Origin of the sequence: Neisseria montereyensis, from assembly GCF_024834045.1 — a bacterium.
Lineage (GTDB): Bacteria > Pseudomonadota > Gammaproteobacteria > Burkholderiales > Neisseriaceae > Neisseria > Neisseria montereyensis.
On the sequence record NZ_JANUXW010000008.1, the window covers coordinates 87413 to 107245 of the forward strand.

33 protein-coding genes are annotated in these 19833 nt (G+C 42.2%); 27 read left to right on the forward strand and 6 right to left on the reverse strand.

All coding sequences use genetic code 11. The annotated features are described in order from the left end of the window. Positions 1-74: 74 nt before the first annotated feature. From rplC to rplQ, 27 genes are all read left to right on the forward strand, one after another. Positions 75-719, forward strand: a complete 645-nt coding sequence (gene rplC / locus NXS09_RS08765; protein ID WP_259292167.1) for a 50S ribosomal protein L3 — start codon at positions 75-77, stop codon at positions 717-719. After that, positions 719-1339, forward strand: a complete 621-nt coding sequence (rplD, locus tag NXS09_RS08770) for a 50S ribosomal protein L4 (protein ID WP_151052788.1) — start codon at positions 719-721, stop codon at positions 1337-1339. The genes rplC and rplD overlap by 1 nt, the downstream gene beginning before the upstream one ends. Continuing rightward, positions 1336-1650 (forward strand): 50S ribosomal protein L23, encoded by a 315-nt coding sequence (rplW, locus tag NXS09_RS08775; RefSeq protein ID WP_191963644.1) that lies wholly within the window; start codon positions 1336-1338, stop codon positions 1648-1650. Before rplD ends, rplW begins: the two co-directional genes overlap by 4 nt. A 5-nt stretch (positions 1651-1655) precedes the next feature. Then, complete coding sequence (gene rplB, locus NXS09_RS08780; RefSeq protein WP_151052784.1) at positions 1656-2489, forward strand: 50S ribosomal protein L2; 834 nt, start codon at positions 1656-1658, stop codon at positions 2487-2489. 5 nt (positions 2490-2494) lie between these two features. Beyond that, positions 2495-2773 carry a 30S ribosomal protein S19 gene (rpsS, locus tag NXS09_RS08785; RefSeq protein WP_009119027.1) on the forward strand — a complete coding sequence of 93 codons (279 nt, stop codon included), beginning with the start codon at positions 2495-2497 and terminating at the stop codon, positions 2771-2773. An 8-nt stretch (positions 2774-2781) separates the two neighbouring features. Further along, positions 2782-3111, forward strand: a complete 330-nt coding sequence (gene rplV, locus NXS09_RS08790; RefSeq protein ID WP_151052782.1) for a 50S ribosomal protein L22 — start codon at positions 2782-2784, stop codon at positions 3109-3111. 9 nt (positions 3112-3120) lie between these two features. Then, the gene (gene rpsC / locus NXS09_RS08795; RefSeq protein ID WP_259292168.1) at positions 3121-3822 is read left to right on the forward strand and encodes a 30S ribosomal protein S3; all 702 of its coding nucleotides are present in this window, start codon (positions 3121-3123) and stop codon (positions 3820-3822) included. Further along, entirely contained in the window at positions 3806-4222 is a 417-nt protein-coding gene (gene rplP, locus NXS09_RS08800; protein WP_259292169.1) for a 50S ribosomal protein L16, read from the forward strand. The genes rpsC and rplP overlap by 17 nt, the downstream gene beginning before the upstream one ends. After that, positions 4222-4413 carry a 50S ribosomal protein L29 gene (rpmC, locus tag NXS09_RS08805; protein ID WP_151052776.1) on the forward strand — a complete coding sequence of 64 codons (192 nt, stop codon included), beginning with the start codon at positions 4222-4224 and terminating at the stop codon, positions 4411-4413. The genes rplP and rpmC overlap by 1 nt, the downstream gene beginning before the upstream one ends. Next, the gene (gene rpsQ, locus NXS09_RS08810) at positions 4413-4676 is read left to right on the forward strand and encodes a 30S ribosomal protein S17 (RefSeq protein ID WP_259292170.1); all 264 of its coding nucleotides are present in this window, start codon (positions 4413-4415) and stop codon (positions 4674-4676) included. The genes rpmC and rpsQ overlap by 1 nt, the downstream gene beginning before the upstream one ends. A gap of 234 nt (positions 4677-4910) precedes the next feature. After that, positions 4911-5279, forward strand: coding sequence for a 50S ribosomal protein L14 (gene rplN / locus NXS09_RS08815; RefSeq protein ID WP_259292171.1), 369 nt, complete (start codon positions 4911-4913; stop codon positions 5277-5279). 12 nt (positions 5280-5291) lie between these two features. Further along, on the forward strand, positions 5292-5615 hold the full coding sequence (rplX, locus tag NXS09_RS08820; RefSeq protein ID WP_259292172.1) for a 50S ribosomal protein L24: 324 nt from the start codon (positions 5292-5294) through the stop codon (positions 5613-5615). Between the two features lie 9 nt (positions 5616-5624). Further along, positions 5625-6164 (forward strand): 50S ribosomal protein L5, encoded by a 540-nt coding sequence (gene rplE, locus NXS09_RS08825; protein ID WP_259292173.1) that lies wholly within the window; start codon positions 5625-5627, stop codon positions 6162-6164. A 3-nt stretch (positions 6165-6167) separates the two neighbouring features. Then, positions 6168-6473: a 30S ribosomal protein S14 gene (rpsN, locus tag NXS09_RS08830; protein ID WP_151052766.1), complete on the forward strand. Its 306-nt coding sequence runs from the start codon at positions 6168-6170 to the stop codon at positions 6471-6473. 14 nt (positions 6474-6487) lie between these two features. Then, positions 6488-6880, forward strand: a complete 393-nt coding sequence (rpsH, locus tag NXS09_RS08835) for a 30S ribosomal protein S8 (RefSeq protein WP_259292174.1) — start codon at positions 6488-6490, stop codon at positions 6878-6880. Between the two features lie 13 nt (positions 6881-6893). Next, the gene (gene rplF, locus NXS09_RS08840; RefSeq protein WP_259292175.1) at positions 6894-7427 is read left to right on the forward strand and encodes a 50S ribosomal protein L6; all 534 of its coding nucleotides are present in this window, start codon (positions 6894-6896) and stop codon (positions 7425-7427) included. Positions 7428-7440: 13 nt separating this feature from the next. Further along, positions 7441-7794: a 50S ribosomal protein L18 gene (gene rplR, locus NXS09_RS08845; protein ID WP_259292176.1), complete on the forward strand. Its 354-nt coding sequence runs from the start codon at positions 7441-7443 to the stop codon at positions 7792-7794. 16 nt (positions 7795-7810) lie between these two features. Further along, the gene (gene rpsE, locus NXS09_RS08850; protein WP_259292177.1) at positions 7811-8329 is read left to right on the forward strand and encodes a 30S ribosomal protein S5; all 519 of its coding nucleotides are present in this window, start codon (positions 7811-7813) and stop codon (positions 8327-8329) included. Further along, positions 8322-8507 carry a 50S ribosomal protein L30 gene (rpmD, locus tag NXS09_RS08855; RefSeq protein ID WP_259292178.1) on the forward strand — a complete coding sequence of 62 codons (186 nt, stop codon included), beginning with the start codon at positions 8322-8324 and terminating at the stop codon, positions 8505-8507. Before rpsE ends, rpmD begins: the two co-directional genes overlap by 8 nt. 1 nt (position 8508) lies before the next feature. Next, the gene (gene rplO, locus NXS09_RS08860) at positions 8509-8943 is read left to right on the forward strand and encodes a 50S ribosomal protein L15 (protein ID WP_259292179.1); all 435 of its coding nucleotides are present in this window, start codon (positions 8509-8511) and stop codon (positions 8941-8943) included. Positions 8944-8955: 12 nt separating this feature from the next. Further along, positions 8956-10269 (forward strand): preprotein translocase subunit SecY, encoded by a 1314-nt coding sequence (secY, locus tag NXS09_RS08865; RefSeq protein WP_259292180.1) that lies wholly within the window; start codon positions 8956-8958, stop codon positions 10267-10269. A 7-nt stretch (positions 10270-10276) separates the two neighbouring features. After that, on the forward strand, positions 10277-10495 hold the full coding sequence (gene infA / locus NXS09_RS08870) for a translation initiation factor IF-1 (RefSeq protein WP_003684714.1): 219 nt from the start codon (positions 10277-10279) through the stop codon (positions 10493-10495). Between the two features lie 186 nt (positions 10496-10681). Then, positions 10682-11044, forward strand: coding sequence for a 30S ribosomal protein S13 (gene rpsM / locus NXS09_RS08875; protein ID WP_259292181.1), 363 nt, complete (start codon positions 10682-10684; stop codon positions 11042-11044). An 18-nt stretch (positions 11045-11062) separates the two neighbouring features. After that, on the forward strand, positions 11063-11458 hold the full coding sequence (rpsK, locus tag NXS09_RS08880) for a 30S ribosomal protein S11 (RefSeq protein ID WP_151052747.1): 396 nt from the start codon (positions 11063-11065) through the stop codon (positions 11456-11458). Between the two features lie 19 nt (positions 11459-11477). After that, entirely contained in the window at positions 11478-12098 is a 621-nt protein-coding gene (gene rpsD, locus NXS09_RS08885; RefSeq protein WP_259292182.1) for a 30S ribosomal protein S4, read from the forward strand. A 25-nt stretch (positions 12099-12123) separates the two neighbouring features. Beyond that, positions 12124-13110: a DNA-directed RNA polymerase subunit alpha gene (locus NXS09_RS08890; protein ID WP_259292183.1), complete on the forward strand. Its 987-nt coding sequence runs from the start codon at positions 12124-12126 to the stop codon at positions 13108-13110. A 24-nt stretch (positions 13111-13134) separates the two neighbouring features. Then, entirely contained in the window at positions 13135-13512 is a 378-nt protein-coding gene (gene rplQ / locus NXS09_RS08895; protein WP_151052741.1) for a 50S ribosomal protein L17, read from the forward strand. A 263-nt stretch (positions 13513-13775) separates the two neighbouring features. On the opposite strand, the gene parE is transcribed toward rplQ, so the two are convergent. The 6 genes from parE to NXS09_RS10820 all read right to left on the reverse strand — a co-directional run. After that, entirely contained in the window at positions 13776-15758 is a 1983-nt protein-coding gene (gene parE, locus NXS09_RS08900; protein WP_259292184.1) for a DNA topoisomerase IV subunit B, read from the reverse strand. 211 nt (positions 15759-15969) lie between these two features. After that, positions 15970-16593, reverse strand: coding sequence for a glutathione S-transferase family protein (locus NXS09_RS08905; protein WP_259292185.1), 624 nt, complete (start codon positions 16591-16593; stop codon positions 15970-15972). Positions 16594-16712: 119 nt separating this feature from the next. Then, positions 16713-17417, reverse strand: coding sequence for a helix-turn-helix transcriptional regulator (locus NXS09_RS08910; RefSeq protein WP_259292186.1), 705 nt, complete (start codon positions 17415-17417; stop codon positions 16713-16715). A gap of 132 nt (positions 17418-17549) precedes the next feature. Then, on the reverse strand, positions 17550-18062 hold the full coding sequence (locus NXS09_RS08915) for an RNA pyrophosphohydrolase (RefSeq protein WP_151052950.1): 513 nt from the start codon (positions 18060-18062) through the stop codon (positions 17550-17552). A gap of 195 nt (positions 18063-18257) precedes the next feature. Next, positions 18258-19427 (reverse strand): methionine adenosyltransferase, encoded by a 1170-nt coding sequence (gene metK, locus NXS09_RS08920; RefSeq protein WP_259292187.1) that lies wholly within the window; start codon positions 19425-19427, stop codon positions 18258-18260. A 319-nt stretch (positions 19428-19746) separates the two neighbouring features. Continuing rightward, positions 19747-19833, reverse strand: an 87-nt coding sequence (locus tag NXS09_RS10820) for an IS3 family transposase (RefSeq protein WP_353617865.1), incomplete at its 5' end; no start/stop codon positions are given.

The window sequence follows — 19833 nt, forward strand, 5'->3', positions numbered from 1 at the left end:
TCCGCCAAAGTTTGTTTTAGTCCAATGGTCAGTCAATCGTAATTGACCCCTTTACTTAAAAAAGGAAAATAATCATGACGTTAGGTCTGGTTGGGCGCAAAGTAGGTATGACTCGTGTGTTTAACGAACAGGGTGTTTCTGTTCCGGTAACCGTGTTGGATATGTCTGCGAATCGCGTCACTCAAGTAAAATCCAAAGATACTGACGGTTATACGGCCGTTCAAGTTACCTTTGGTCAGAAAAAAGCGAATCGTGTTAATAAGGCCGATGCCGGACATTTTGCAAAAGCAGGTGTTGAAGCTGGTCGCGGTTTGATTGAATTTGCTTTAACTGAAGAAAAATTAGGCGAGCTGAAAGCCGGCGACGAAATTACTGTTGCTATGTTTGAAGCAGGTCAATTGGTAGATGTAACCGGTACCTCTAAAGGTAAAGGTTTCTCAGGTACTATTAAACGCCATAATTTCGGTGCTCAACGTACTTCACATGGTAACTCACGTTCACACCGTGTTCCTGGTTCTATCGGTATGGCTCAGGATCCCGGTCGTGTATTCCCCGGTAAACGTATGGCCGGACAATACGGTAATACCAAATCAACTGTACAAAACTTAGAAATTGTACGAGTGGATGCAGAACGTCAGCTTCTGTTGGTAAAAGGCGCGGTTCCCGGTGCTGTAAACGGTGATGTGGTAGTGCGTCCCAGCGTGAAAGTAGGTGCGTAATGGAATTGAAATTAATTGATGCAAAAGGTCAGGTTTCAGGCGGCTTGTCTGTTTCTGATGCTTTGTTCGGTCGTGAATATAATGAAGCATTGGTTCATCAACTGGTAAATGCTTTCTTGGCAAATGCCCGTTCAGGTAACCGTGCGCAAAAAACACGCGCTGAAGTGAAACACTCTACGAAAAAACCGTGGCGTCAAAAAGGTACCGGTCGTGCACGTTCTGGTATGACATCTTCTCCGTTATGGCGTAAAGGTGGTCGTGCATTCCCGAATAAACCTGATGAAAACTTCACTCAAAAAGTTAACCGCAAAATGTACCGTGCAGGTATGGCAACGATTTTGTCACAATTGGCTCGTGACGAACGTTTATTTGCGATTGAAGCGTTGAGTGTTGATACGCCTAAAACCAAAGTTTTTGCCGAACAAGTAAAAAACCTTGGTATGGAACAAGTTCTTTTTGTAACCAAACAGTTGGATGAGAACGTATATTTAGCTTCGCGTAACTTACCTAACGTATTGGTGTTGGAAGCGCAACAAGTTGATCCTTATAGTCTGTTACGTTACAAAAAAGTAGTGATGACTAAAGAAGCAGTAGCGCAGTTAGAGGAGCAATGGGTATGAATCAACAACGTTTAACTCAAGTGATTTTGGCGCCTGTTGTTTCTGAAAAAAGCAATTTGCTGGCTGAAAAACGTAATCAAATGACTTTTAAAGTTTTGGCGAATGCTACCAAGCAAGAAATCAAAGCTGCCGTAGAATTGTTGTTTGATGTAAAAGTAGCTTCGGTTACCACCGTTACCACTAAAGGTAAAACAAAACGTTTCGGACGTACGGTTGGTCGTCGCAGTGATGTTAAAAAAGCGTATGTAAGCTTGGCTGCCGGTCAGGAACTGGATTTGGAAGCCGCTGCTGCAGCTGCAGATAAGGAATAAGAAACATGGCTATTGTAAAAATGAAGCCTACCTCTGCTGGTCGTCGCGGCATGGTTCGTGTAACCACTGAAGGTTTATATAAAGGTGCACCTTATGCAGCCTTGCTGGAGAAGAAAAATTCTACAGCCGGCCGCAATAATAACGGTCATATTACGACTCGTCACAAAGGTGGTGGTCATAAACACCATTATCGGATTGTAGACTTTAAGCGTAATAAAGATGGTATTCCCGCTAAAGTTGAGCGCATTGAATATGATCCTAACCGTACTGCGCACATTGCATTGTTGTGTTATGCAGATGGTGAGCGTCGTTATATTATCGCTCCTCGCGGTGTCAAAGTGGGTGCGGTTTTGGTGTCTGGTGCTGAGTCGGCCATTAAAACAGGTAATACTTTGCCTATTCGCAATATTCCTGTTGGTACAACCATTCACTGTATTGAAATGAAACCTGGTAAAGGTGCGCAACTTGCACGTTCTGCAGGTACTTCAGCAGTTCTGTTGGCCAAAGAAGGTATTTATGCTCAAGTGCGCTTACGCTCCGGAGAAGTGCGTAAGATCCACGTTGATTGCCGTGCTACCATTGGTGAAGTAGGTAATGAAGAACAAAGTCTGAAGAAAATCGGTAAAGCCGGTGCTAATCGCTGGCGTGGTATTCGTCCGACCGTCCGTGGTGTGGTGATGAACCCAGTTGATCACCCACATGGTGGTGGTGAAGGTCGTACCGGTGAGGCTCGCGAACCTGTTAGCCCATGGGGCACTCCTTCTAAAGGTTACCGTACTCGTAATAACAAACGCACGGACAATATGATTGTTCGCCGCCGTTACTCAAATAAAGGTTAATTAATATGGCTCGTTCATTAAAAAAAGGCCCATATGTAGACCTGCATTTGCTCAAAAAAGTAGATGCGGCTCGTGCAAATAACGATAAGCGTCCTATTAAAACTTGGTCGCGTCGTTCTACTATTCTGCCTGATTTTATCGGTTTGACTATTGCTGTACACAACGGACGTACACATGTTCCTGTTTTCATCAGTGATAATATGGTTGGCCATAAATTAGGTGAATTCTCATTGACCCGTACCTTTAAAGGCCACTTGGCTGATAAAAAGGCTAAAAAGAAATAAGGTGAATCATGAGAGTAAATGCACAACATAAAAACGCCCGTATTTCTGCGCAAAAAGCCAGATTGGTTGCAGATATGATTCGTGGCAAAGACGTTGCCCAAGCTTTAAATATCTTGGCATTCAGCCCTAAAAAAGGTGCTGAGTTAATCAAAAAAGTACTGGAATCAGCTATTGCTAATGCAGAGCATAATGAAGGTGCTGATATTGATGAGCTGAAAGTGGTCACCATTTTTGTTGACAAAGGCCCGAGTTTGAAACGTTTTCAAGCGCGTGCTAAAGGTCGTGGTAACCGCATTGAAAAACAAACTTGTCATATTAATGTGACAGTAGGTAATTAAGGAAAAGCTATGGGACAAAAGATTAATCCTACAGGCTTTCGCTTGGCGGTAACTAAAGACTGGTCTTCAAAATGGTTTGCAAAAAGCGGAGACTTTCCAACAGTATTGAAACAAGATATTGATGTAAGAGAATATCTGCGTAAGCGCTTAGCTAATGCCTCTGTTGGCCGTGTTGTTATCGAGCGCCCGGCAAAATCTGCACGTATTACCATTCACTCTGCTCGCCCAGGTGTTGTAATCGGTAAAAAAGGTGAAGATATTGAAATCCTGAAGCGTGACTTACAAAAGCTGATGGGTGTGCCTGTTCATGTAAATATTGAAGAAATCCGTAAGCCTGAGTTGGATGCACAAATTATTGCTGACAGTATTGCTCAGCAGTTGGAAAAACGTGTTCAGTTCCGTCGTGCTATGAAACGTGCTATGCAAAATGCCATGCGTGTAGGTGCTAAAGGTATTAAGATCATGACTTCTGGTCGTTTGAATGGTGCTGATATTGCGCGTAGCGAATGGTATCGCGAAGGACGTGTGCCATTGCATACTTTGAGAGCAAATGTAGATTATGCTACCAGTGAGGCTCATACCACTTATGGTGTGTTGGGTTTGAAAGTTTGGGTTTATACTGGAGAAGGCAATGAAAAAGCTGCTCAAGTAAAACCTGGACAAGAAAGAAGACAAAGAAAGGCAGGTGGTCGTCATGCTGCAGCCAACTAGACTGAAATATCGCAAACAGCATAAAGGCCGCAATACTGGTATTGCTACCCGTGGTAATAAAGTTAGCTTTGGTGAGTTTGGCTTGAAAGCAGTGGGTCGCGGTCGTCTTACTGCACGTCAAATTGAAGCTGCCCGTCGTACAATGACGCGTCATATTAAACGTGGCGGACGAATTTGGATTAGAGTATTCCCTGATAAACCAATTACATCAAAACCTGCTGAAGTGCGTATGGGTGGCGGTAAAGGTTCTCCGGAGTACTATGTGGCTGAAATCCAACCCGGTAAAATGTTGTATGAGATGGATGGTGTGCCTGAAGCTTTAGCTAGAGAAGCCTTTCAATTGGCTTCAGCTAAATTGCCTATTCCGACGGTGTTTGTAGTAAGACAGGTAGGTCAATAATGAAAGCGAATGAATTGAAAGACAAATCCATTGAGCAATTAAATGCAGATTTACTTGATTTGCTGAAAACACAATTTGGCTTACGTATGCAAAATGCTACGGGTCAACTGGGTAAGTCAAGTGAAATGAAGCGGGTACGTCGTGATATTGCTCGTATTAAAACCATCTTAACTGAAAAAGGTGTTAAATAATGAGCGAAGTAAAAAATATCCGTACTTTGCAAGGCAAAGTAATTAGCGACAAAATGGATAAAACGGTAACTGTTTTGGTTGAGCGTAAAGTAAAACATCCTTTGTATGGAAAAATTATTCGACGTTCATCTAAGATTCATGCTCATGATGAACAAAACCAATATGGAGTTGGTGATATAGTAGTCATTGCAGAAACTCGTCCGTTATCTAAAACGAAATCTTGGATCGTTAAAGACCTGGTGGAAAAAGCGCGTGCTGTTTAAAAATTAAGACAGCGGGCTTTAAATAGAGAAACGAAGTGTTGCATAAATTTTGATTTATATGTAAACTTCGTTTCTTATTCTTTCAAATTTTCTCTGAAAGTTTCTCCCCTTCGGGATCCAAGACTGGTTTACTAGAACCCTATTAGGTTTCAAGCAACTATTTCCAATGAAAATTAGTGGTTGATAGGTGGTTTGAAAAAGGTAAATTAAGTTGGTTTTTAAAAAGGTAATAAAATGATTCAAATGCAGACCATTTTAGGTGTGGCTGACAATTCTGGTGCGCGTCGTGTTATGTGTATCAAAGTCTTAGGTGGATCTAAGCGTCGTTATGCCTCAGTTGGTGATATTATTAAAGTTGCTGTTAAGGATGCAGCTCCTAGAGGTCGTGTTAAAAAAGGCGATGTTTATAATGCTGTAGTTGTACGTACGGCCAAAGGTGTTCGTCGTTCAGATGGAGCATTAATCAAATTTGATAATAATGCTGCTGTTTTGTTAAACAACAAATTGGAACCTTTGGGTACGCGTATTTTTGGTCCGGTAACTCGTGAGTTGCGTACCGAACGCTTTATGAAAATCGTTTCATTGGCACCTGAAGTTTTGTAAGGAGTAGTAGCTATGAACAAAATAATTAAAGGTGACAAAGTTATTGTTATTGCCGGTAAAGATAAAGGCAAGCAAGGTCAGGTTGTTAAGGTTTTGGGTGATAAAATTGTTGTTGATGGTATAAATGTTGCTAAGCGTCATCAAAAGCCCAATCCTATGCGTGGCATTGAAGGTGGTGTTGTGGTGAAAAATATGCCTTTAGCCATTTCAAATGTTGCTATTGTAAACCCTGAAACAAATAAAGCAGACCGCGTTGGTGTTAAGCTAGTTGAAAACAATGGCAAAGTTAAACGTGTTCGCTTTTTTAAATCTAATGGCTCTATCATAGGGGCATAAGGAGATAATATGGCTCGTTTGAGAGAGTTCTATAACAGCACGGTTGTTCCTGAATTGATGAAGCAATTTAACTATAAATCAATTATGGAAGTACCCCGCATTGAAAAAATTACATTAAATATGGGTGTTGGTGAAGCGGTTGCTGATAAAAAAGTAATGGAGCATGCGGTTTCTGATTTGGAAAAAATCGCTGGACAAAAACCAATTGTAACTGTCGCTCGTAAATCGATTGCTGGTTTTAAAATTCGTGATAATTATCCTGTGGGATGTAAAGTGACTTTACGTCGCGAACAAATGTTTGAATTTTTAGACCGGTTGGTGACAATTGCATTGCCTCGTGTTCGCGACTTCCGCGGTGTAAGTGGTAAGTCTTTTGATGGTAGTGGTAACTACAATATGGGTATTCGTGAGCAGATTATTTTTCCTGAAATTGAATATGATAAAATTGATGCTTTGCGCGGTTTGAATATTACCATTACTACTACTGCTAAAACAGATGAAGAAGCAAAAGCTTTGCTATCATTGTTCAAGTTTCCCTTTAAAGGATAATTCATGGCTAAAAAAGCACTTGTTAATCGCGAATTGAAGCGCATTGCTTTGGCTAAAAAATATGCTGCCAAACGTGAAGCTATTTTTGCTGTTATTAATGATTCAAATGCTTCAGATGAAGAGCGTTTTGAAGCGCGTTTAAAATTACAGGCAATTCCGCGCAATGCTGCACCTGTTCGTCAGCGTCGCAGATGCGCATTGACTGGTCGTCCTCGTGGCACTTTCCGTAAATTCGGTTTGGGTCGTATTAAAATCCGTGAAATTGCTATGCGTGGCGAGATTCCGGGTGTTGTTAAAGCTAGCTGGTAATAGGAGTAATAGTTATGAGTATGCATGATCCTATTTCCGATATGTTGACTCGTATCCGAAATGCACAGCGTGCAAATAAAATTTCAGTTGCTATGCCATCTTCTAAATTAAAATGTGCAATTGCGAAAGTTTTAAAAGAAGAGGGCTATATTGAAGATTTTCAAGTTTCTTCTGATATGAAGCCGATATTGGATATTCAATTGAAATATTATGCAGGTCGTCCTGTAATTGAGCAAATTAAGCGTGTATCTCGCCCTGGTTTGCGTATTTATAAAGCTTCAAATGATATTCCAAACGTAATGAATGGTTTGGGTGTCGCTATTGTAAGTACATCTAAAGGTGTAATGACTGATCGTAAAGCTCGCTCTGAAGGAGTGGGTGGTGAGTTATTGTGCATTGTTGCCTAGTGGAGAGTAAAAAATGTCACGTGTAGCTAAAAATCCAGTGACTGTTCCTGCTGGGGTTGATGTTAAATTTGGAACAGATGTTATTACGGTTAAAGGTAAAAACGGTGAGTTGTCTTTGCCAATGACTGATAATGTATCAGTTGAGCTGAAAGACGGACAGCTAATGTTTGCTGCAACAAATAACAGTAAGCATGCAAATGCTATGTCTGGTACTGTTCGTGCTTTAATTAATAATATGATTAAAGGCGTATCTGAAGGCTTTGAAAAAAAATTACAATTAATTGGTGTCGGTTATAGAGCTCAGGCACAGGGTAAGACTTTAAATTTATCTTTAGGTTTTTCTCATCCAATTGTTTATGAAATGCCTGAAGGTGTTTCAGTTCAAACTCCTAGCCAAACAGAAATTGTTCTAACTGGTCCCGATAAACAGGTTATTGGTCAAGTAGCCGCTGAAATTCGTTCTTATAGATCTCCTGAGCCTTATAAAGGTAAGGGTGTCCGTTATGCAGGCGAAGTGGTGGTAATGAAAGAAGCCAAGAAAAAATAATTGAGGTTCTTTAATGAATAAACGTACAACTCGACTCCGCCGTGCACGTAAAACCCGTGCCCATATTGCGGACTTGAAAATGGTTAGATTGTGTGTGTTCCGATCTAATAGCCATATTTATGCTCAGATTATCAATGCAGAGGGTGATAAAGTTTTAGCTCAGGCATCTACTTTGGAATCTGATTTGAAAGATAGCTTGAAATCCGGTAGTACTATTGAGGCTGCTGCTGCTGTTGGTAAGCGGATTGCTGAAAAAGCTAAGACAGTTGGTGTCGATAAAGTTGCTTTCGATCGTTCAGGTTTTCAATATCATGGTCGTGTGAAAGCTTTGGCAGAAGCTGCTCGTGAAAATGGCTTAAGCTTCTAAAGGATTGGAGATTTAAATGGCAAAACATGATATTGAAGAACGTGGTGATGGCTTAATTGAAAAAATGGTAGCCGTTAATCGTGTAACTAAAGTGGTTAAAGGTGGACGTATAATGGCCTTTTCTGCTTTGACTGTCGTCGGTGATGGTGATGGCCGTATTGGTATGGGCAAGGGTAAATCTAAAGAAGTACCTGTTGCTGTTCAAAAAGCTATGGATCAGGCTCGTCGTTCAATGATTAAAGTTCCCTTGAAAAATGGAACAATTCATCATGAAGTAATTGGTAAACATGGTGCAACCCGCGTGTTTATGCAACCTGCGAAAGAAGGTAGTGGTGTGAAAGCGGGGGGGCCTATGCGTTTAGTTTTTGATGCCATGGGCATTCATAATATTTCTGCTAAGGTTCATGGCTCAACCAATCCTTATAATATTGTAAGAGCTACTTTGAATGGCTTAAGTAAGTTATATACTCCGGCTGACATTGCTGCTAAACGCGGTCTGAATGTTGAAGATATTTTAGGAGTGGGTAATGAGTGAAGTGAAAAAAATTAAAGTAACTTTGGCTAAAAGCCTGATTGGTACTATTCAAGCCCATCGAGATTGCGCTCGTGGTTTGGGATTACGTCATCGTGAACATACCGTAGAAGTTTTGGATACTCCGGAAAATCGTGGCATGATCAATAAAATCAGTTACCTTTTGAAAGTGGAGTCGTAAAATGTATTTAAACACTATTCAGCCAGCAGAAGGTGCTACTCATGCTAAAAGACGTGTCGGTCGTGGTATTGGTAGTGGCTTAGGCAAAACTGGTGGGCGTGGCCATAAAGGTCAAAAAAGCCGTGCAGGTGGTTTCCATAAAGTGGGTTTTGAAGGTGGACAAATGCCTTTGCAACGTCGCTTACCGAAGCGTGGATTTAAATCATTAACTGCAAACTCTACTGCAGAAGTGAGTTTGAAAGATTTGGATTCAATTGCCGTAGATGAAATTGATTTATTAGTTCTGAAGCAAGCAGGATTAGTAAATACTAATATTTCTAATGTTAAAGTAATAGCTACCGGTTCTATTCAGAAAGCGATTACTTTAAAAGGTATTAAAGCCACAAAAGGTGCAAAAGCTTTGATTGAAGCTGCTGGTGGCAAAATAGAAGAATAAGGCTTATATTAAGTGGCTAATCAACCAAAATTATCAGGTCCGGCTAAGTTCGGTGATTTAAAAAAACGTTTAGTATTTTTATTGGGTGCGTTAATTGTTTTTCGAATTGGTGCACATATACCTGTACCTGGAGTTGATGCAGCTGCATTAGCTAAGCTTTATGAAAGTGCAAGCAGTGGCATTCTGGGAATGTTAAATATGTTCTCTGGAGGGTCACTGCAGCGCTTTAGTATTTTTGCCATTGGTATTATGCCTTATATATCGGCATCCATTATCGTTCAGTTGGCCTCTGAAATTCTTCCTTCCTTAAAAGCTTTAAAGAAGGAGGGAGAAGCAGGTCGTAAGACTATAACTAAATATACTCGTTACGGTACTGTATTATTAGCAATAATGCAGAGCTTTGGTGTGGCAACTTTTGTTTACCAACAAAATATAGTAGTGGTTTCCCAATTAGAGTTTTTTATCTCTACGGTTGTTTGTTTGGTAACAGGTACCATGTTTTTAATGTGGTTAGGCGAGCAAATTACAGAACGTGGTGTAGGTAATGGCATTTCACTGATAATCACTGCTGGTATTGCAGCGGGGATACCTTCTGGTATTATTCAATTGGTCACATTAACCAATCAGGGGGCAATGAGCATGTTTACTGCTGTGTCTCTGGTTGTTGGTGTTATATTGTTAATTTATATTGTTGTGTATTTTGAAAGTGCACAGAGAAAAATACCAGTACAATATGCAAAAAGGCAATTAGGTAATAGGATAGTTCAAAGTCAAAATACGCATATGCCTTTTAAGCTAAATATGGCTGGGGTTATACCGCCAATTTTTGCTTCTAGTATTATTCTTTTTCCTTCGACTTTATTAAGTTGGTTTGGCTCAGTTGATACAAATAGCTGGATTCAAAAAGTTATAGGGATGCTTCAACATGGGCAGCCAATTTATATATTGTTATTTGCAACAACAATAGTTTTTTTCTGTTATTTCTATACGGCATTGGTTTTTAGTCCGAAAGAAATGGCGGAGAATTTGAAAAAAAGTGGTGCATTTGTTCCAGGTATTAGGCCTGGAGTACAAACTTCTAAGTATTTAGAAAATGTTGTGTTGCGTTTAACATTTTTTGGTGCGTTATATATAACAATTATTTGTTTAATTCCTGAGTTTTTAACTTCAGTATTGAATATACCTTTTTATTTGGGCGGCACATCATTGCTCATTTTAGTAGTAGTCACTATGGATTTTAGTACTCAAATTGAGGCATATAAAGTGACTCAGCAGTATGAACACTTAATTAAGCGTTCAGATATGAAATCATTAACTCATAAGTAAAACAAATATGGCTAAAGAAGATACCATACAAATGCAGGGTGAGATTTTAGAAACTTTACCTAATGCAACTTTTAAAGTAAAACTAGAGAATGACCATGTTGTTTTGGGTCATATTTCTGGAAAAATGCGAATGCATTACATAAGAATCTCTCCTGGAGACAAGGTTACTGTAGAATTGACTCCGTATGATCTAACCAGAGCACGTATAGTGTTTAGAGCGAGATAATTTAAGAAAGAGAAAGTTCTTGTGTAACTTTTAAAAAACTTGCTGTATTTGTAAAGTTATTCGTTGTAATCAGACGTTATATTTTATTTGTACTGATTTTCGTTATAAACAATGTCAAGATTAAGAGTGGTTCCTTTAAATTTGATTTTGTGATATATTAATTCATTTTGCCAAAAGGAAAAAAGTATGGCTCGTATCGCAGGGGTGAATATCCCGAATAATGCCCATATCGTAATTGGCTTACAAGCTATTTATGGTATTGGTTCGACTCGTGCTAAATTGATTTGTCAGGCTGCAAATATTGAGCCTAGTACTAAAGTAAAAGATTTAGATGAGTCACAATTGGAATCTTTGCGTGAGCAAGTTTCTAAGTTTGAAGTAGAAGGCGATTTGCGTCGTGAAGTGACTATGAGCATTAAACGACTGATGGATATGGGTTGTTATCGTGGTTTTAGACATCGTCGTGGCCTGCCTACTCGTGGTCAGCGTACACGTACTAATGCTAGAACCAGAAAAGGCCCACGCAAAGCAATTGCCGGTAAAAAATAATTTTTAAGGATTTAATTAATGGCTAAAGCAAACACAGCTTCACGTGTACGCAAAAAAGTACGTAAAACCGTGAGTGAAGGTATTGTGCATGTTCATGCTTCTTTTAACAATACCATCATTACTATTACAGATCGTCAAGGAAATGCATTATCTTGGGCTACCTCCGGCGGTGCTGGATTTAAAGGTTCTCGTAAAAGTACACCATTTGCTGCTCAGGTAGCAGCAGAAAGCGCTGGTAAAGTTGCCCAAGAGTATGGTGTTAAAAATTTAGAAGTTCGTATTAAAGGCCCCGGACCGGGTCGTGAATCTTCTGTTCGTGCGCTCAACGCTCTTGGTTTTAAAATTACCAGCATTACTGACGTTACTCCGTTACCGCATAACGGTTGCCGTCCACCTAAAAAACGTCGTATTTAATATTGGAGTGATTTGAGATATGGCTCGTTATATTGGCCCTAAATGTAAATTAGCACGCCGAGAAGGTACAGATTTATTCTTAAAGAGTGCCCGTCGTTCTTTAGAGTCTAAGTGCAAAATAGACTCTATACCGGGACAACACGGAGCAAGAAAGCCCCGTTTATCTGGCTATGGTTTACAACTTCGTGAAAAACAAAAAATCCGTCGCATTTATGGTGTTTTAGAAAGACAGTTCCGTCGTTATTTTGCCGAAGCTGACCGCCGTAAAGGTTCTACTGGGGAGCTGTTGCTTCAATTGTTAGAGTCTCGTTTGGATAATGTTGTATACAGAATGGGTTTTGGTTCTACAAGAGCCGAAGCTCGTCAATTGGTTTCTCATAAAGCTATTACTGTGAATGGACAAGTGGTTAACATTCCTTCATTCCAAGTTAAAGTTGGTGATGTTGTTGCTATTAGAGAGAAAGCAAAAAAACAAGTTCGAATTCAAGAAGCTTTAGGATTAGCTACTCAAATTGGGCTGCCAAGCTGGGTTTCTGTTGATGTGAATAAAATGGAAGGTACATTTAAAAATGTACCGGATCGCTCAGAATTAACTGGCGATATTAATGAACAGCTGGTGGTAGAGTTCTACTCTAAATAATGCTGGCTTAGTGAGGGACAGTTAAATGCAAAATAGCACATCTGAATTTTTGAAGCCTCGTCAAATTGATGTGGATACTCTCTCGTCTACTCGTGCTAAAGTATCTATGCAGCCTTTTGAGCGTGGTTTCGGACACACTCTTGGTAATGCTTTGCGTCGTATCTTACTGTCATCCATGAATGGTTTTGCCCCTACTGAAGTTGCAATTTCCGGTGTCTTGCATGAATACTCTACAGTTGATGGTATGCAAGAGGATGTTGTTGATGTTCTTTTGAACTTGAAAGGTGTAGTTTTTAAACTGCATGGACGTACTCAAGTTCAGTTAACTTTAAAAAAATCAGGTCCGGGTGTTGTGTTGGCAAGCGATATCAGCTTGCCACATGATGTAGAAATTATTAATCCTGAACATGTGATTTGCCATTTATCTGACAACGGTCAGATTGAAATGGAAATTAAAGTTGAACAAGGTCGTGGGTATCAATCTGTCTCAGGACGTCGCATTATACGTGACGAAGGCAAACAAATTGGTGCAATTCAGTTGGATGCTAGCTTTTCACCAATTAATCGAGTTAGTTTTGAAGTTGAACCTGCCCGTGTTGAACAACGTACGGATTTGGATAAATTGGTTTTGGATATTGAAACCAACGGTTCTATTGAGCCGGAAGAAGCTGTGCGTAGTGCTGCGCGTATTTTAATTGATCAAATGTCTATTTTTGCAGATTTGCAAGGAACACCTGTGGAAGAGGTTGAGGAAAAAGCACCTCCAATCGATCCAATTTTGTTGCGTCCTGTAGATGATTTGGAATTGACTGTACGGTCGGCAAATTGCTTGAAAGCTGAAGATATTTATTATATTGGTGATTTAATCCAGCGTACTGAAACAGAGCTTCTGAAAACACCTAATTTAGGTCGTAAATCTTTGAATGAGATTAAAGAAGTGTTGGCGTCAAAAGGTTTGACGTTAGGGTCTAAATTAGAAGCTTGGCCACCTGTCGGATTGGAAAAGCCGTAAGTTTGAACATTAAAGGATTATGACATGCGTCATCGTAATGGTAATCGTAAATTAAATCGTACAAGTAGCCATCGTGCTGCAATGTTGCGTAATATGGCTAATTCATTATTGAGCCATGAAACTATTGTAACTACTCTGCCTAAAGCTAAAGAGTTGCGTCGTGTTGTAGAGCCGCTAATTACTTTGGGTAAAAAACCTTCCTTGGCTAATCGCCGTTTAGCTTTTAACCGTACACGCGACCGTGATGTGGTGGTAAAATTATTCGATGACTTAGGTCCTCGTTTTGCTGCCCGTAATGGTGGTTATATCAGAATCTTGAAATATGGATTCCGCAAAGGTGACAATGCACCTTTGGCACTGGTTGAATTGGTTGATAAAGCCGCTGAGGTTGTTTCTGAATAATGATATTTAAAATATTATTTTAGATATTATGTTTAAAACTGCTTGATAAAATAAAGTTTATCAAGCGGTTTTTATATTTTGTAGAATTATTTTATTATTGATTTTAGCTTTTAGTTTCAAATTAAGTTTTTAGTTTGGGTACGCGTGAAAGTATTAAAGCGGATAAGTCACTTACTTATCCGCTTTAATATCAAAAAGGTAAAAGATTAGCTATATTTTTATTAGGAAATTGGTTTAACGGCTGCTTGGTAATCTTCAAAATATTAAATATCAACTTCTGCCGTATCTCCCTCTGCTTCCATCCAAGCACGGCGGCTGGCGGCTTCGCCTTTGCCCATAAGTTTGGTAAAAATATGCTGTGTTTGCTCATATGCGGCTATGGGGATTTTGACTTGTAGCAGCCGGCGGGTATCCGGATGCATGGTGGTGTCTTTAAGCTGGTCGGGATTCATTTCACCCAAGCCTTTAAAGCGGCTAATAGAATAGGCTGTTTCTTTAACGCCTTCTTTTTGTAGACGCTCCAATATGCTGTCTAATTCGGCCTGATCAAGTGCATATAATTTACGCGCCGGTTTGCTTTTTCCTTGCGCATTGACATCTACTCTAAATAAAGGTGGTTGCGCAACGTAGATATGGCCGTCTGAAACCAGTTTGGGGAAATGTTTGTAAAACAGAGTCAGTAGCAATACTTGGATATGTGAGCCGTCGACATCAGCATCCGAGAGAATGGCGATTTTGCCATAACGCAGGCCGCTTAAATCGGGATTGTCATTTTCATTATGTGGATCAACACCGATGGCAACGGCAATATCATGGATTTCGGTATTGCCAAATAGTTGGTCTTGATGAACTTCAAAGCTGTTTAGCACTTTGCCGCGTAAAGGCAGGATGGCTTGGGTGGCTTTATCGCGTGCGAGTTTGGCCGAACCGCCGGCTGAGTCGCCCTCAACCAAGAAGAGTTCATTTTCGCGGATATCTTCACTTTCGCAATCGGTGAGTTTGCCCGGTAAGACAGCAACACCGCTGCCTTTTTTCTTCTCGATTTTTTTGACCGAACGCATACGGGCTTGTGCCTGCTTGATAGCTAGTTCGGCAATTTTCTTACCGGTTTCGATATTTTGATTCAGCCATAGTTCTAGCGGGTCGCCGGAAACGGCAGCCACCAGTTTTAATGCATCGCGGTTGGTGAGTTTATCTTTGGTTTGTCCTTGAAATTGCGGATCCAATACCCGGGCGGATAAAACGAAGGCAACACGGCTGAACACGTCATCACTTTGTACTTTCACACCACGCGGTAAGAGATTATGGTGATTGATAAAATTGCTAACAGCTTGGAATACGGCTTGCTTTAATCCCGCTTCGTGGGTGCCGCCTAACGGTGTGGGAATCAGGTTGACATAGCTTTCATTATTGGATGAACCTTCTTCCAGCCAAGTTAAGGCAAAAGCCGCACCTTCGCCTTTGCTGAAATCTGTATCGTGGCCGTCTGAAATATAGTTTTCCGACGAAAATACCGGTACGGCTTCTTGTGCTTCGCTGATTAAATCTGCCAAATAGCTTTTTAAACCGTTAGGGTAGTGCCAAGTTTGGATATTTTTATCTGCTTGCCCTTTAACAGGTCGGATGAGTGACACGGTCACGCCGGGAAGTAGTACGGCTTTGGCGCGCAGCAGGCGTTCCAGTTCGGGAATACTGTATGACGGGCTTTCAAAATATTGACTGTCCGGCCATACCCTCACTTCGGTACCGCTGTTTTTAACGGCACATTTACCGATTTCTGTAAGCGGTTCGATAACATCGCCGCCGGCAAAAACGATGCGGTAGATTTTACCTTCGCGCTTGACCGTAACTTCCAAACGTTTGGAAAGGGCATTGGTCACCGATACGCCCACACCGTGCAGACCGCCTGAAAATGCATAGGCACTGTCGCCATCTTTTTTATTGAACTTACCACCGGCATGCAGGCGGGTGAAAACCAGCTCGACAACGGGTAACCCTTCGGTAGGATGCAGGCCGACCGGAATCCCGCGCCCGTTATCGGATACGGACAGCGAACCGTCTTCATGGATTTCTACTTTGATTTCCGTTGCAAAGCCGCCCAGTGCTTCATCGGCGGCATTGTCGATAACTTCTTGGCAGATGTGGGTAGGATTTTCCGTACGGGTGTACATGCCCGGACGTTCTTTTACCGGTTCCAAGCCTTTGAGTACGGTGATGCTAGATTCGCTGTATCGGGATGTGGTCATAGCTGGTAATTATTTTTCATTTCAAAGTTTCAGACGGCCTTGAATGGTTTATATGGTATAGGCCGTCTGAATGTTTACATAATGTGGCGGATAATGCTGAGAATAGATTATGGGTTTGGATTTTAACATGGTTTGGTAAGCAGTTTGAAAAGTAGGGACAGGCCGTCTGAATATTTGTCAGACGGCCTGATTGTTTGATGAATCTATTTTTTTATTGTGCCGCTTGCACCGCAAGCTTTTGGTCTATGGTTTGTGCCTGTTGGAAAGCAGGGCGGGTGTAGAGGCGGTCGAAATAGGCGGTTAATATGGGGTTGGCGGGGAATACTCGGGCATATTGGGTAAACCAGGTTAATAAACCGCCGTAATAGATATCGAGTGCGCTGAAATGGTTGCCGACCATATATTCATGATTGCCGATATGTTGGCATATCATATCAAAAGCTGTATCAAAGTCGCCATAGCCGACGGCACTGCGTTGCGCTTCGTTATTTTGAATATTCCGTTGTTTATCTCGTGCCGCATATTCGAATTGAATCGAAAATAGCAGCCAACGGTAATATTGTCCGCGTTCTTCGTCGGTTGCATCGGGAATTAACTGCTTATCGGGAAACTGTTCGGCTAGGTAAGTAATAATGGCGGCTGTTTCGGTGATGATATGGTTACCGTGCCGTAGGGCGGGCACTTTGCCTAAGGGATTGATGGCAAGATATTCGGGAGATTTGATGCTTTGTTCCGATAGGGCGACGGTATCGTAACGGGCACCGCACTCTTCAAGCATCCAAAGAACATTGGTGCCGCGTGATTGGGGCATGGTATAGAGGGTAAGGTTTTTCATAGGCATCTCCGTATTGTCGGGATAGGATGGAAATCGGGTTCCGGTGGGATTACGTTTTCTGATATTGGCGATAATACGGGTATGCGGTGCCAGTTTTTGTCAGGAGTGTTTCAGACGGCCTAAGAATCAAAGGGTTGTAGGTTGATATTTTCTTGCCGCCGCCATTCGCCTAGTAAAATCATGTGCGGGGTTGGGTAGGGCTCCCCAATGACCGCCGCTCTGATGCGGTCGGAGCGGAAATGGCGGAAATCCTGCCTGAGTTCGCACCATGCCGAAATCAGGCGGGTATGGTCGAAATAGCCGATGGCAAACGGCCAGACGCAGCGGTTGCTTGGCCGGCCTTTGGCATCGGTATAGTTGAAAGAGAGCTTGCGGTTGCTACGGATGGCGGCACGGGCGGTATTGAGAATATGTTGCTCGTGTTCGTCGTAGCCGCTAGGTTGTTTAACAGGGAAAAGTACCTGAGTTTCTATCAGGCCGGATAAGTTGTCGGGTAAGATATTGTGGATTTTGGTTAACACATTTTTGGCTTCTTCGCGCAGTGTGTCGTCGGTATAAGCGACTACCCAGCGCAGGCCGAGCACCAAAGCTTCGATTTCGTTTTCATTAAACATCAGCGGCGGCAATAGAAAATCTTTGTGCAAAATAAAACCGATGCCCGCTTCGGCACGAATATCCGCACCTTGCCGCCGCAGGGCTTCGATATCGCGGTACACCGTTCGGATGCTGACGGATAAAGTGTCTGCCAAAGTTTCGGCGGTAACGGGATGACGGTGGTTGCGCAATAATTGCAATAAGCTGAGTAAGCGTTCGGATCGGGTCATAAAAATAGGCGATAGGGCGGGGTTGTCGGATAACGGGTATGGTAAGGCATTCTGATAATGATTTATATGGCTAAACAGGCCGTCTGAAAAGAAAAACGCTTTCAGACGGCCTGAAAGCGTTGGGGTGTTTATTTATTTTTCTTGTTTGCGGGTAAATTCTTCTAAGCTTTCCAAACCACGCAAAAAGCGGGAAAGTTCGCTTAACGCGCCTTCATATACATTACGTTTAAAATCAATTACTTCATCTATCGGCGCCCAATATTGATGCCAACGCCAACCATCAAATTCGGGGTGGCTGGTGGCACGCAGGTGAACATCGCTTTCCCGACCGACCAAGCGCAATAGATACCAAATCTGTTTTTGCCCGCGATAAGAACCGCGCCATTCGCGGCGAACCCAATGGGAGGGAACGTCGTAGCGCAGCCAGTCGCGGGTGCGGCCTAAAATTTTAACGTGATGCGGGAGTAGGCCGACTTCTTCTAAAAGCTCACGGTACATGGCGGTTTCCGGACTTTCCCCCGGTTTGATGCCGCCTTGGGGGAACTGCCACGAATGCTCGCGCACACGTTTACCCCAGAATACTTCATTGCGGTCGTTGGTTAAGATGATGCCGACATTGGGGCGATATCCTTCTCTATCCAGCATAGTTTGCCGCCCTTTGCATAAAAATTTAATCTTTAAGATTTTCCCACAATGCCGATGGTTTGACAAATTTATCCACAGGCAGACTTGGCGGTATCAGGTGGTTTAAAGTTAATGTATCCGGCCATAAAACAGGCCGTCTGAAAATGTTTTCAGACGGCCTGAATAGGATATATGAATAGGATTTTATTTAAAAGTTTATAAACCTGCCGCCGCTTTCAATACGGCTACTTTATCGGTACGCTCCCAACTGAATTCGGGTTCTTCCCGTCCGAAATGGCCGTAAGCTGCGGATTTGCTGTAAATCGGCCTTAATAAATCGAGCATTTGAACAATGCCTTTCGGACGTAGGTCGAAATGTTCGCGCACCAGTTTGATTAATTCCGCTTCGCTGAGTTTGCCGGTGCCGAAGGTATCAATGGAAATAGAGGTTGGTTCTGCAATACCGATGGCGTAAGAAACCTGAATCTGGCATTGGGTTGCCAAGCCGGCGGCAACGATATTTTTAGCGACATAACGGCAGGCATAGGCGGCGGAGCGGTCGACTTTGGTCGGGTCTTTTCCGGAGAATGCACCGCCGCCATGCGGCGCGGCGCCGCCGTAGGTATCGACAATGATTTTGCGGCCGGTTAAACCGCAATCACCCTGCGGGCCGCCGATTACAAATATGCCGGTCGGGTTAATCAGATATTTGGTTTCTTCGGTTAGCATGTTTGCCGGCAATACCGGCAGGATAATATGCTTTTTAACTTCGGCAATTAATTGTTCACGGCTGATATCGGGGTGGTGTTGGGTGGACAATACGACGGTATCAATACGCTTAACTTTTCCGGTTTCGCTGTCGTATACGCAGGTTAATTGCGCTTTGGCATCGGGGCGAAGCCACGGCAGCAGGCCGCTTTTGCGCACTTCGCTTTGGCGTTGCATCAGGCGGTGGCTGTAATAAATCGGGAAAGGCATTAAGGTGGGCGTTTCATCGCAGGCATAGCCAAACATTAAACCCTGATCACCGGCACCTTGTTCCAGATCTACCCCTTCGCCTTCATTAACACCTTGGGCAATATCGGGCGATTGTTCGCCGTAGTTTTGCAGCAATCGGCAGGAACTGGCGCAGAAGCCTAATTCCGAATCGTTATAACCGATACGGGAAATCGTATCGCGTGCCACTTGCTCGTAATCCACTTTAGCTGTTGTGGTGATTTCACCGGCCAAAACACATAAATCGGTAGCAACCAATGTTTCGGCGGCAACCCGTGCCGTAGGGTCTTGTGCCAGAATGGCATCTAAAATGGCATCGGAAATTTGATCGGCCACTTTATCGGGGTGGCCTTCGGAAACAGATTCCGAAGTAAACAAGTATTCGCTCATTTTATCGTAATGCTTTCATGAAAAAAGAAAATGTTTGTTTATGCAGCCTGTATGCGGCTGAGAAACGAATCATGGTTCAAGCCGGATAAAGAATAATCAAAATAAAAAGCCGCCTGAGAATAGGTGGATTCTTTGCCCGTACAATATTTAATTGCAGGGATTATAACAGAGATAAGAGGGTCGATTTTTAAACTTTAATGAATATTTCAGACTATTGCCGGTGGCAGTAAAATATATGTAAATAACATTTTATCAATATAAAAAAGCCGTCTGAAATATTGATCTGACCCCCAAATCTTGGACAAACATAAAAGCCTTTTCAGGCTGCCTTTTCGAGCTGGGTTCTGTATGCTACGGGACTCAGCTTTTTCAATTTCAAACTACATCTGTCATGATTGTAGTACCG

What these genes read in the sequence shown, in the direction of transcription:
- rplC (WP_259292167.1), top strand. Translation starts at nt 75, where the DNA reads ATGACGTTAGGTCTGGTTGGGCGCAAAGTAGGTATGACTCGTGTGTTT.
- rplD (WP_151052788.1), top strand. Translation starts at nt 719, where the DNA reads ATGGAATTGAAATTAATTGATGCAAAAGGTCAGGTTTCAGGCGGCTTG.
- rplW (WP_191963644.1), top strand. Translation starts at nt 1,336, where the DNA reads ATGAATCAACAACGTTTAACTCAAGTGATTTTGGCGCCTGTTGTTTCT.
- rplB (WP_151052784.1), top strand. Translation starts at nt 1,656, where the DNA reads ATGGCTATTGTAAAAATGAAGCCTACCTCTGCTGGTCGTCGCGGCATG.
- rpsS (WP_009119027.1), top strand. Translation starts at nt 2,495, where the DNA reads ATGGCTCGTTCATTAAAAAAAGGCCCATATGTAGACCTGCATTTGCTC.
- rplV (WP_151052782.1), top strand. Translation starts at nt 2,782, where the DNA reads ATGAGAGTAAATGCACAACATAAAAACGCCCGTATTTCTGCGCAAAAA.
- rpsC (WP_259292168.1), top strand. Translation starts at nt 3,121, where the DNA reads ATGGGACAAAAGATTAATCCTACAGGCTTTCGCTTGGCGGTAACTAAA.
- rplP (WP_259292169.1), top strand. Translation starts at nt 3,806, where the DNA reads ATGCTGCAGCCAACTAGACTGAAATATCGCAAACAGCATAAAGGCCGC.
- rpmC (WP_151052776.1), top strand. Translation starts at nt 4,222, where the DNA reads ATGAAAGCGAATGAATTGAAAGACAAATCCATTGAGCAATTAAATGCA.
- rpsQ (WP_259292170.1), top strand. Translation starts at nt 4,413, where the DNA reads ATGAGCGAAGTAAAAAATATCCGTACTTTGCAAGGCAAAGTAATTAGC.
- rplN (WP_259292171.1), top strand. Translation starts at nt 4,911, where the DNA reads ATGATTCAAATGCAGACCATTTTAGGTGTGGCTGACAATTCTGGTGCG.
- rplX (WP_259292172.1), top strand. Translation starts at nt 5,292, where the DNA reads ATGAACAAAATAATTAAAGGTGACAAAGTTATTGTTATTGCCGGTAAA.
- rplE (WP_259292173.1), top strand. Translation starts at nt 5,625, where the DNA reads ATGGCTCGTTTGAGAGAGTTCTATAACAGCACGGTTGTTCCTGAATTG.
- rpsN (WP_151052766.1), top strand. Translation starts at nt 6,168, where the DNA reads ATGGCTAAAAAAGCACTTGTTAATCGCGAATTGAAGCGCATTGCTTTG.
- rpsH (WP_259292174.1), top strand. Translation starts at nt 6,488, where the DNA reads ATGAGTATGCATGATCCTATTTCCGATATGTTGACTCGTATCCGAAAT.
- rplF (WP_259292175.1), top strand. Translation starts at nt 6,894, where the DNA reads ATGTCACGTGTAGCTAAAAATCCAGTGACTGTTCCTGCTGGGGTTGAT.
- rplR (WP_259292176.1), top strand. Translation starts at nt 7,441, where the DNA reads ATGAATAAACGTACAACTCGACTCCGCCGTGCACGTAAAACCCGTGCC.
- rpsE (WP_259292177.1), top strand. Translation starts at nt 7,811, where the DNA reads ATGGCAAAACATGATATTGAAGAACGTGGTGATGGCTTAATTGAAAAA.
- rpmD (WP_259292178.1), top strand. Translation starts at nt 8,322, where the DNA reads ATGAGTGAAGTGAAAAAAATTAAAGTAACTTTGGCTAAAAGCCTGATT.
- rplO (WP_259292179.1), top strand. Translation starts at nt 8,509, where the DNA reads ATGTATTTAAACACTATTCAGCCAGCAGAAGGTGCTACTCATGCTAAA.
- infA (WP_003684714.1), top strand. Translation starts at nt 10,277, where the DNA reads ATGGCTAAAGAAGATACCATACAAATGCAGGGTGAGATTTTAGAAACT.
- rpsM (WP_259292181.1), top strand. Translation starts at nt 10,682, where the DNA reads ATGGCTCGTATCGCAGGGGTGAATATCCCGAATAATGCCCATATCGTA.
- rpsK (WP_151052747.1), top strand. Translation starts at nt 11,063, where the DNA reads ATGGCTAAAGCAAACACAGCTTCACGTGTACGCAAAAAAGTACGTAAA.
- rpsD (WP_259292182.1), top strand. Translation starts at nt 11,478, where the DNA reads ATGGCTCGTTATATTGGCCCTAAATGTAAATTAGCACGCCGAGAAGGT.
- NXS09_RS08890 (WP_259292183.1), top strand. Translation starts at nt 12,124, where the DNA reads ATGCAAAATAGCACATCTGAATTTTTGAAGCCTCGTCAAATTGATGTG.
- rplQ (WP_151052741.1), top strand. Translation starts at nt 13,135, where the DNA reads ATGCGTCATCGTAATGGTAATCGTAAATTAAATCGTACAAGTAGCCAT.
- parE (WP_259292184.1), bottom strand. Translation starts at nt 15,758, where the DNA reads ATGACCACATCCCGATACAGCGAATCTAGCATCACCGTACTCAAAGGC.
- NXS09_RS08905 (WP_259292185.1), bottom strand. Translation starts at nt 16,593, where the DNA reads ATGAAAAACCTTACCCTCTATACCATGCCCCAATCACGCGGCACCAAT.
- NXS09_RS08910 (WP_259292186.1), bottom strand. Translation starts at nt 17,417, where the DNA reads ATGACCCGATCCGAACGCTTACTCAGCTTATTGCAATTATTGCGCAAC.
- NXS09_RS08915 (WP_151052950.1), bottom strand. Translation starts at nt 18,062, where the DNA reads ATGCTGGATAGAGAAGGATATCGCCCCAATGTCGGCATCATCTTAACC.
- metK (WP_259292187.1), bottom strand. Translation starts at nt 19,427, where the DNA reads ATGAGCGAATACTTGTTTACTTCGGAATCTGTTTCCGAAGGCCACCCC.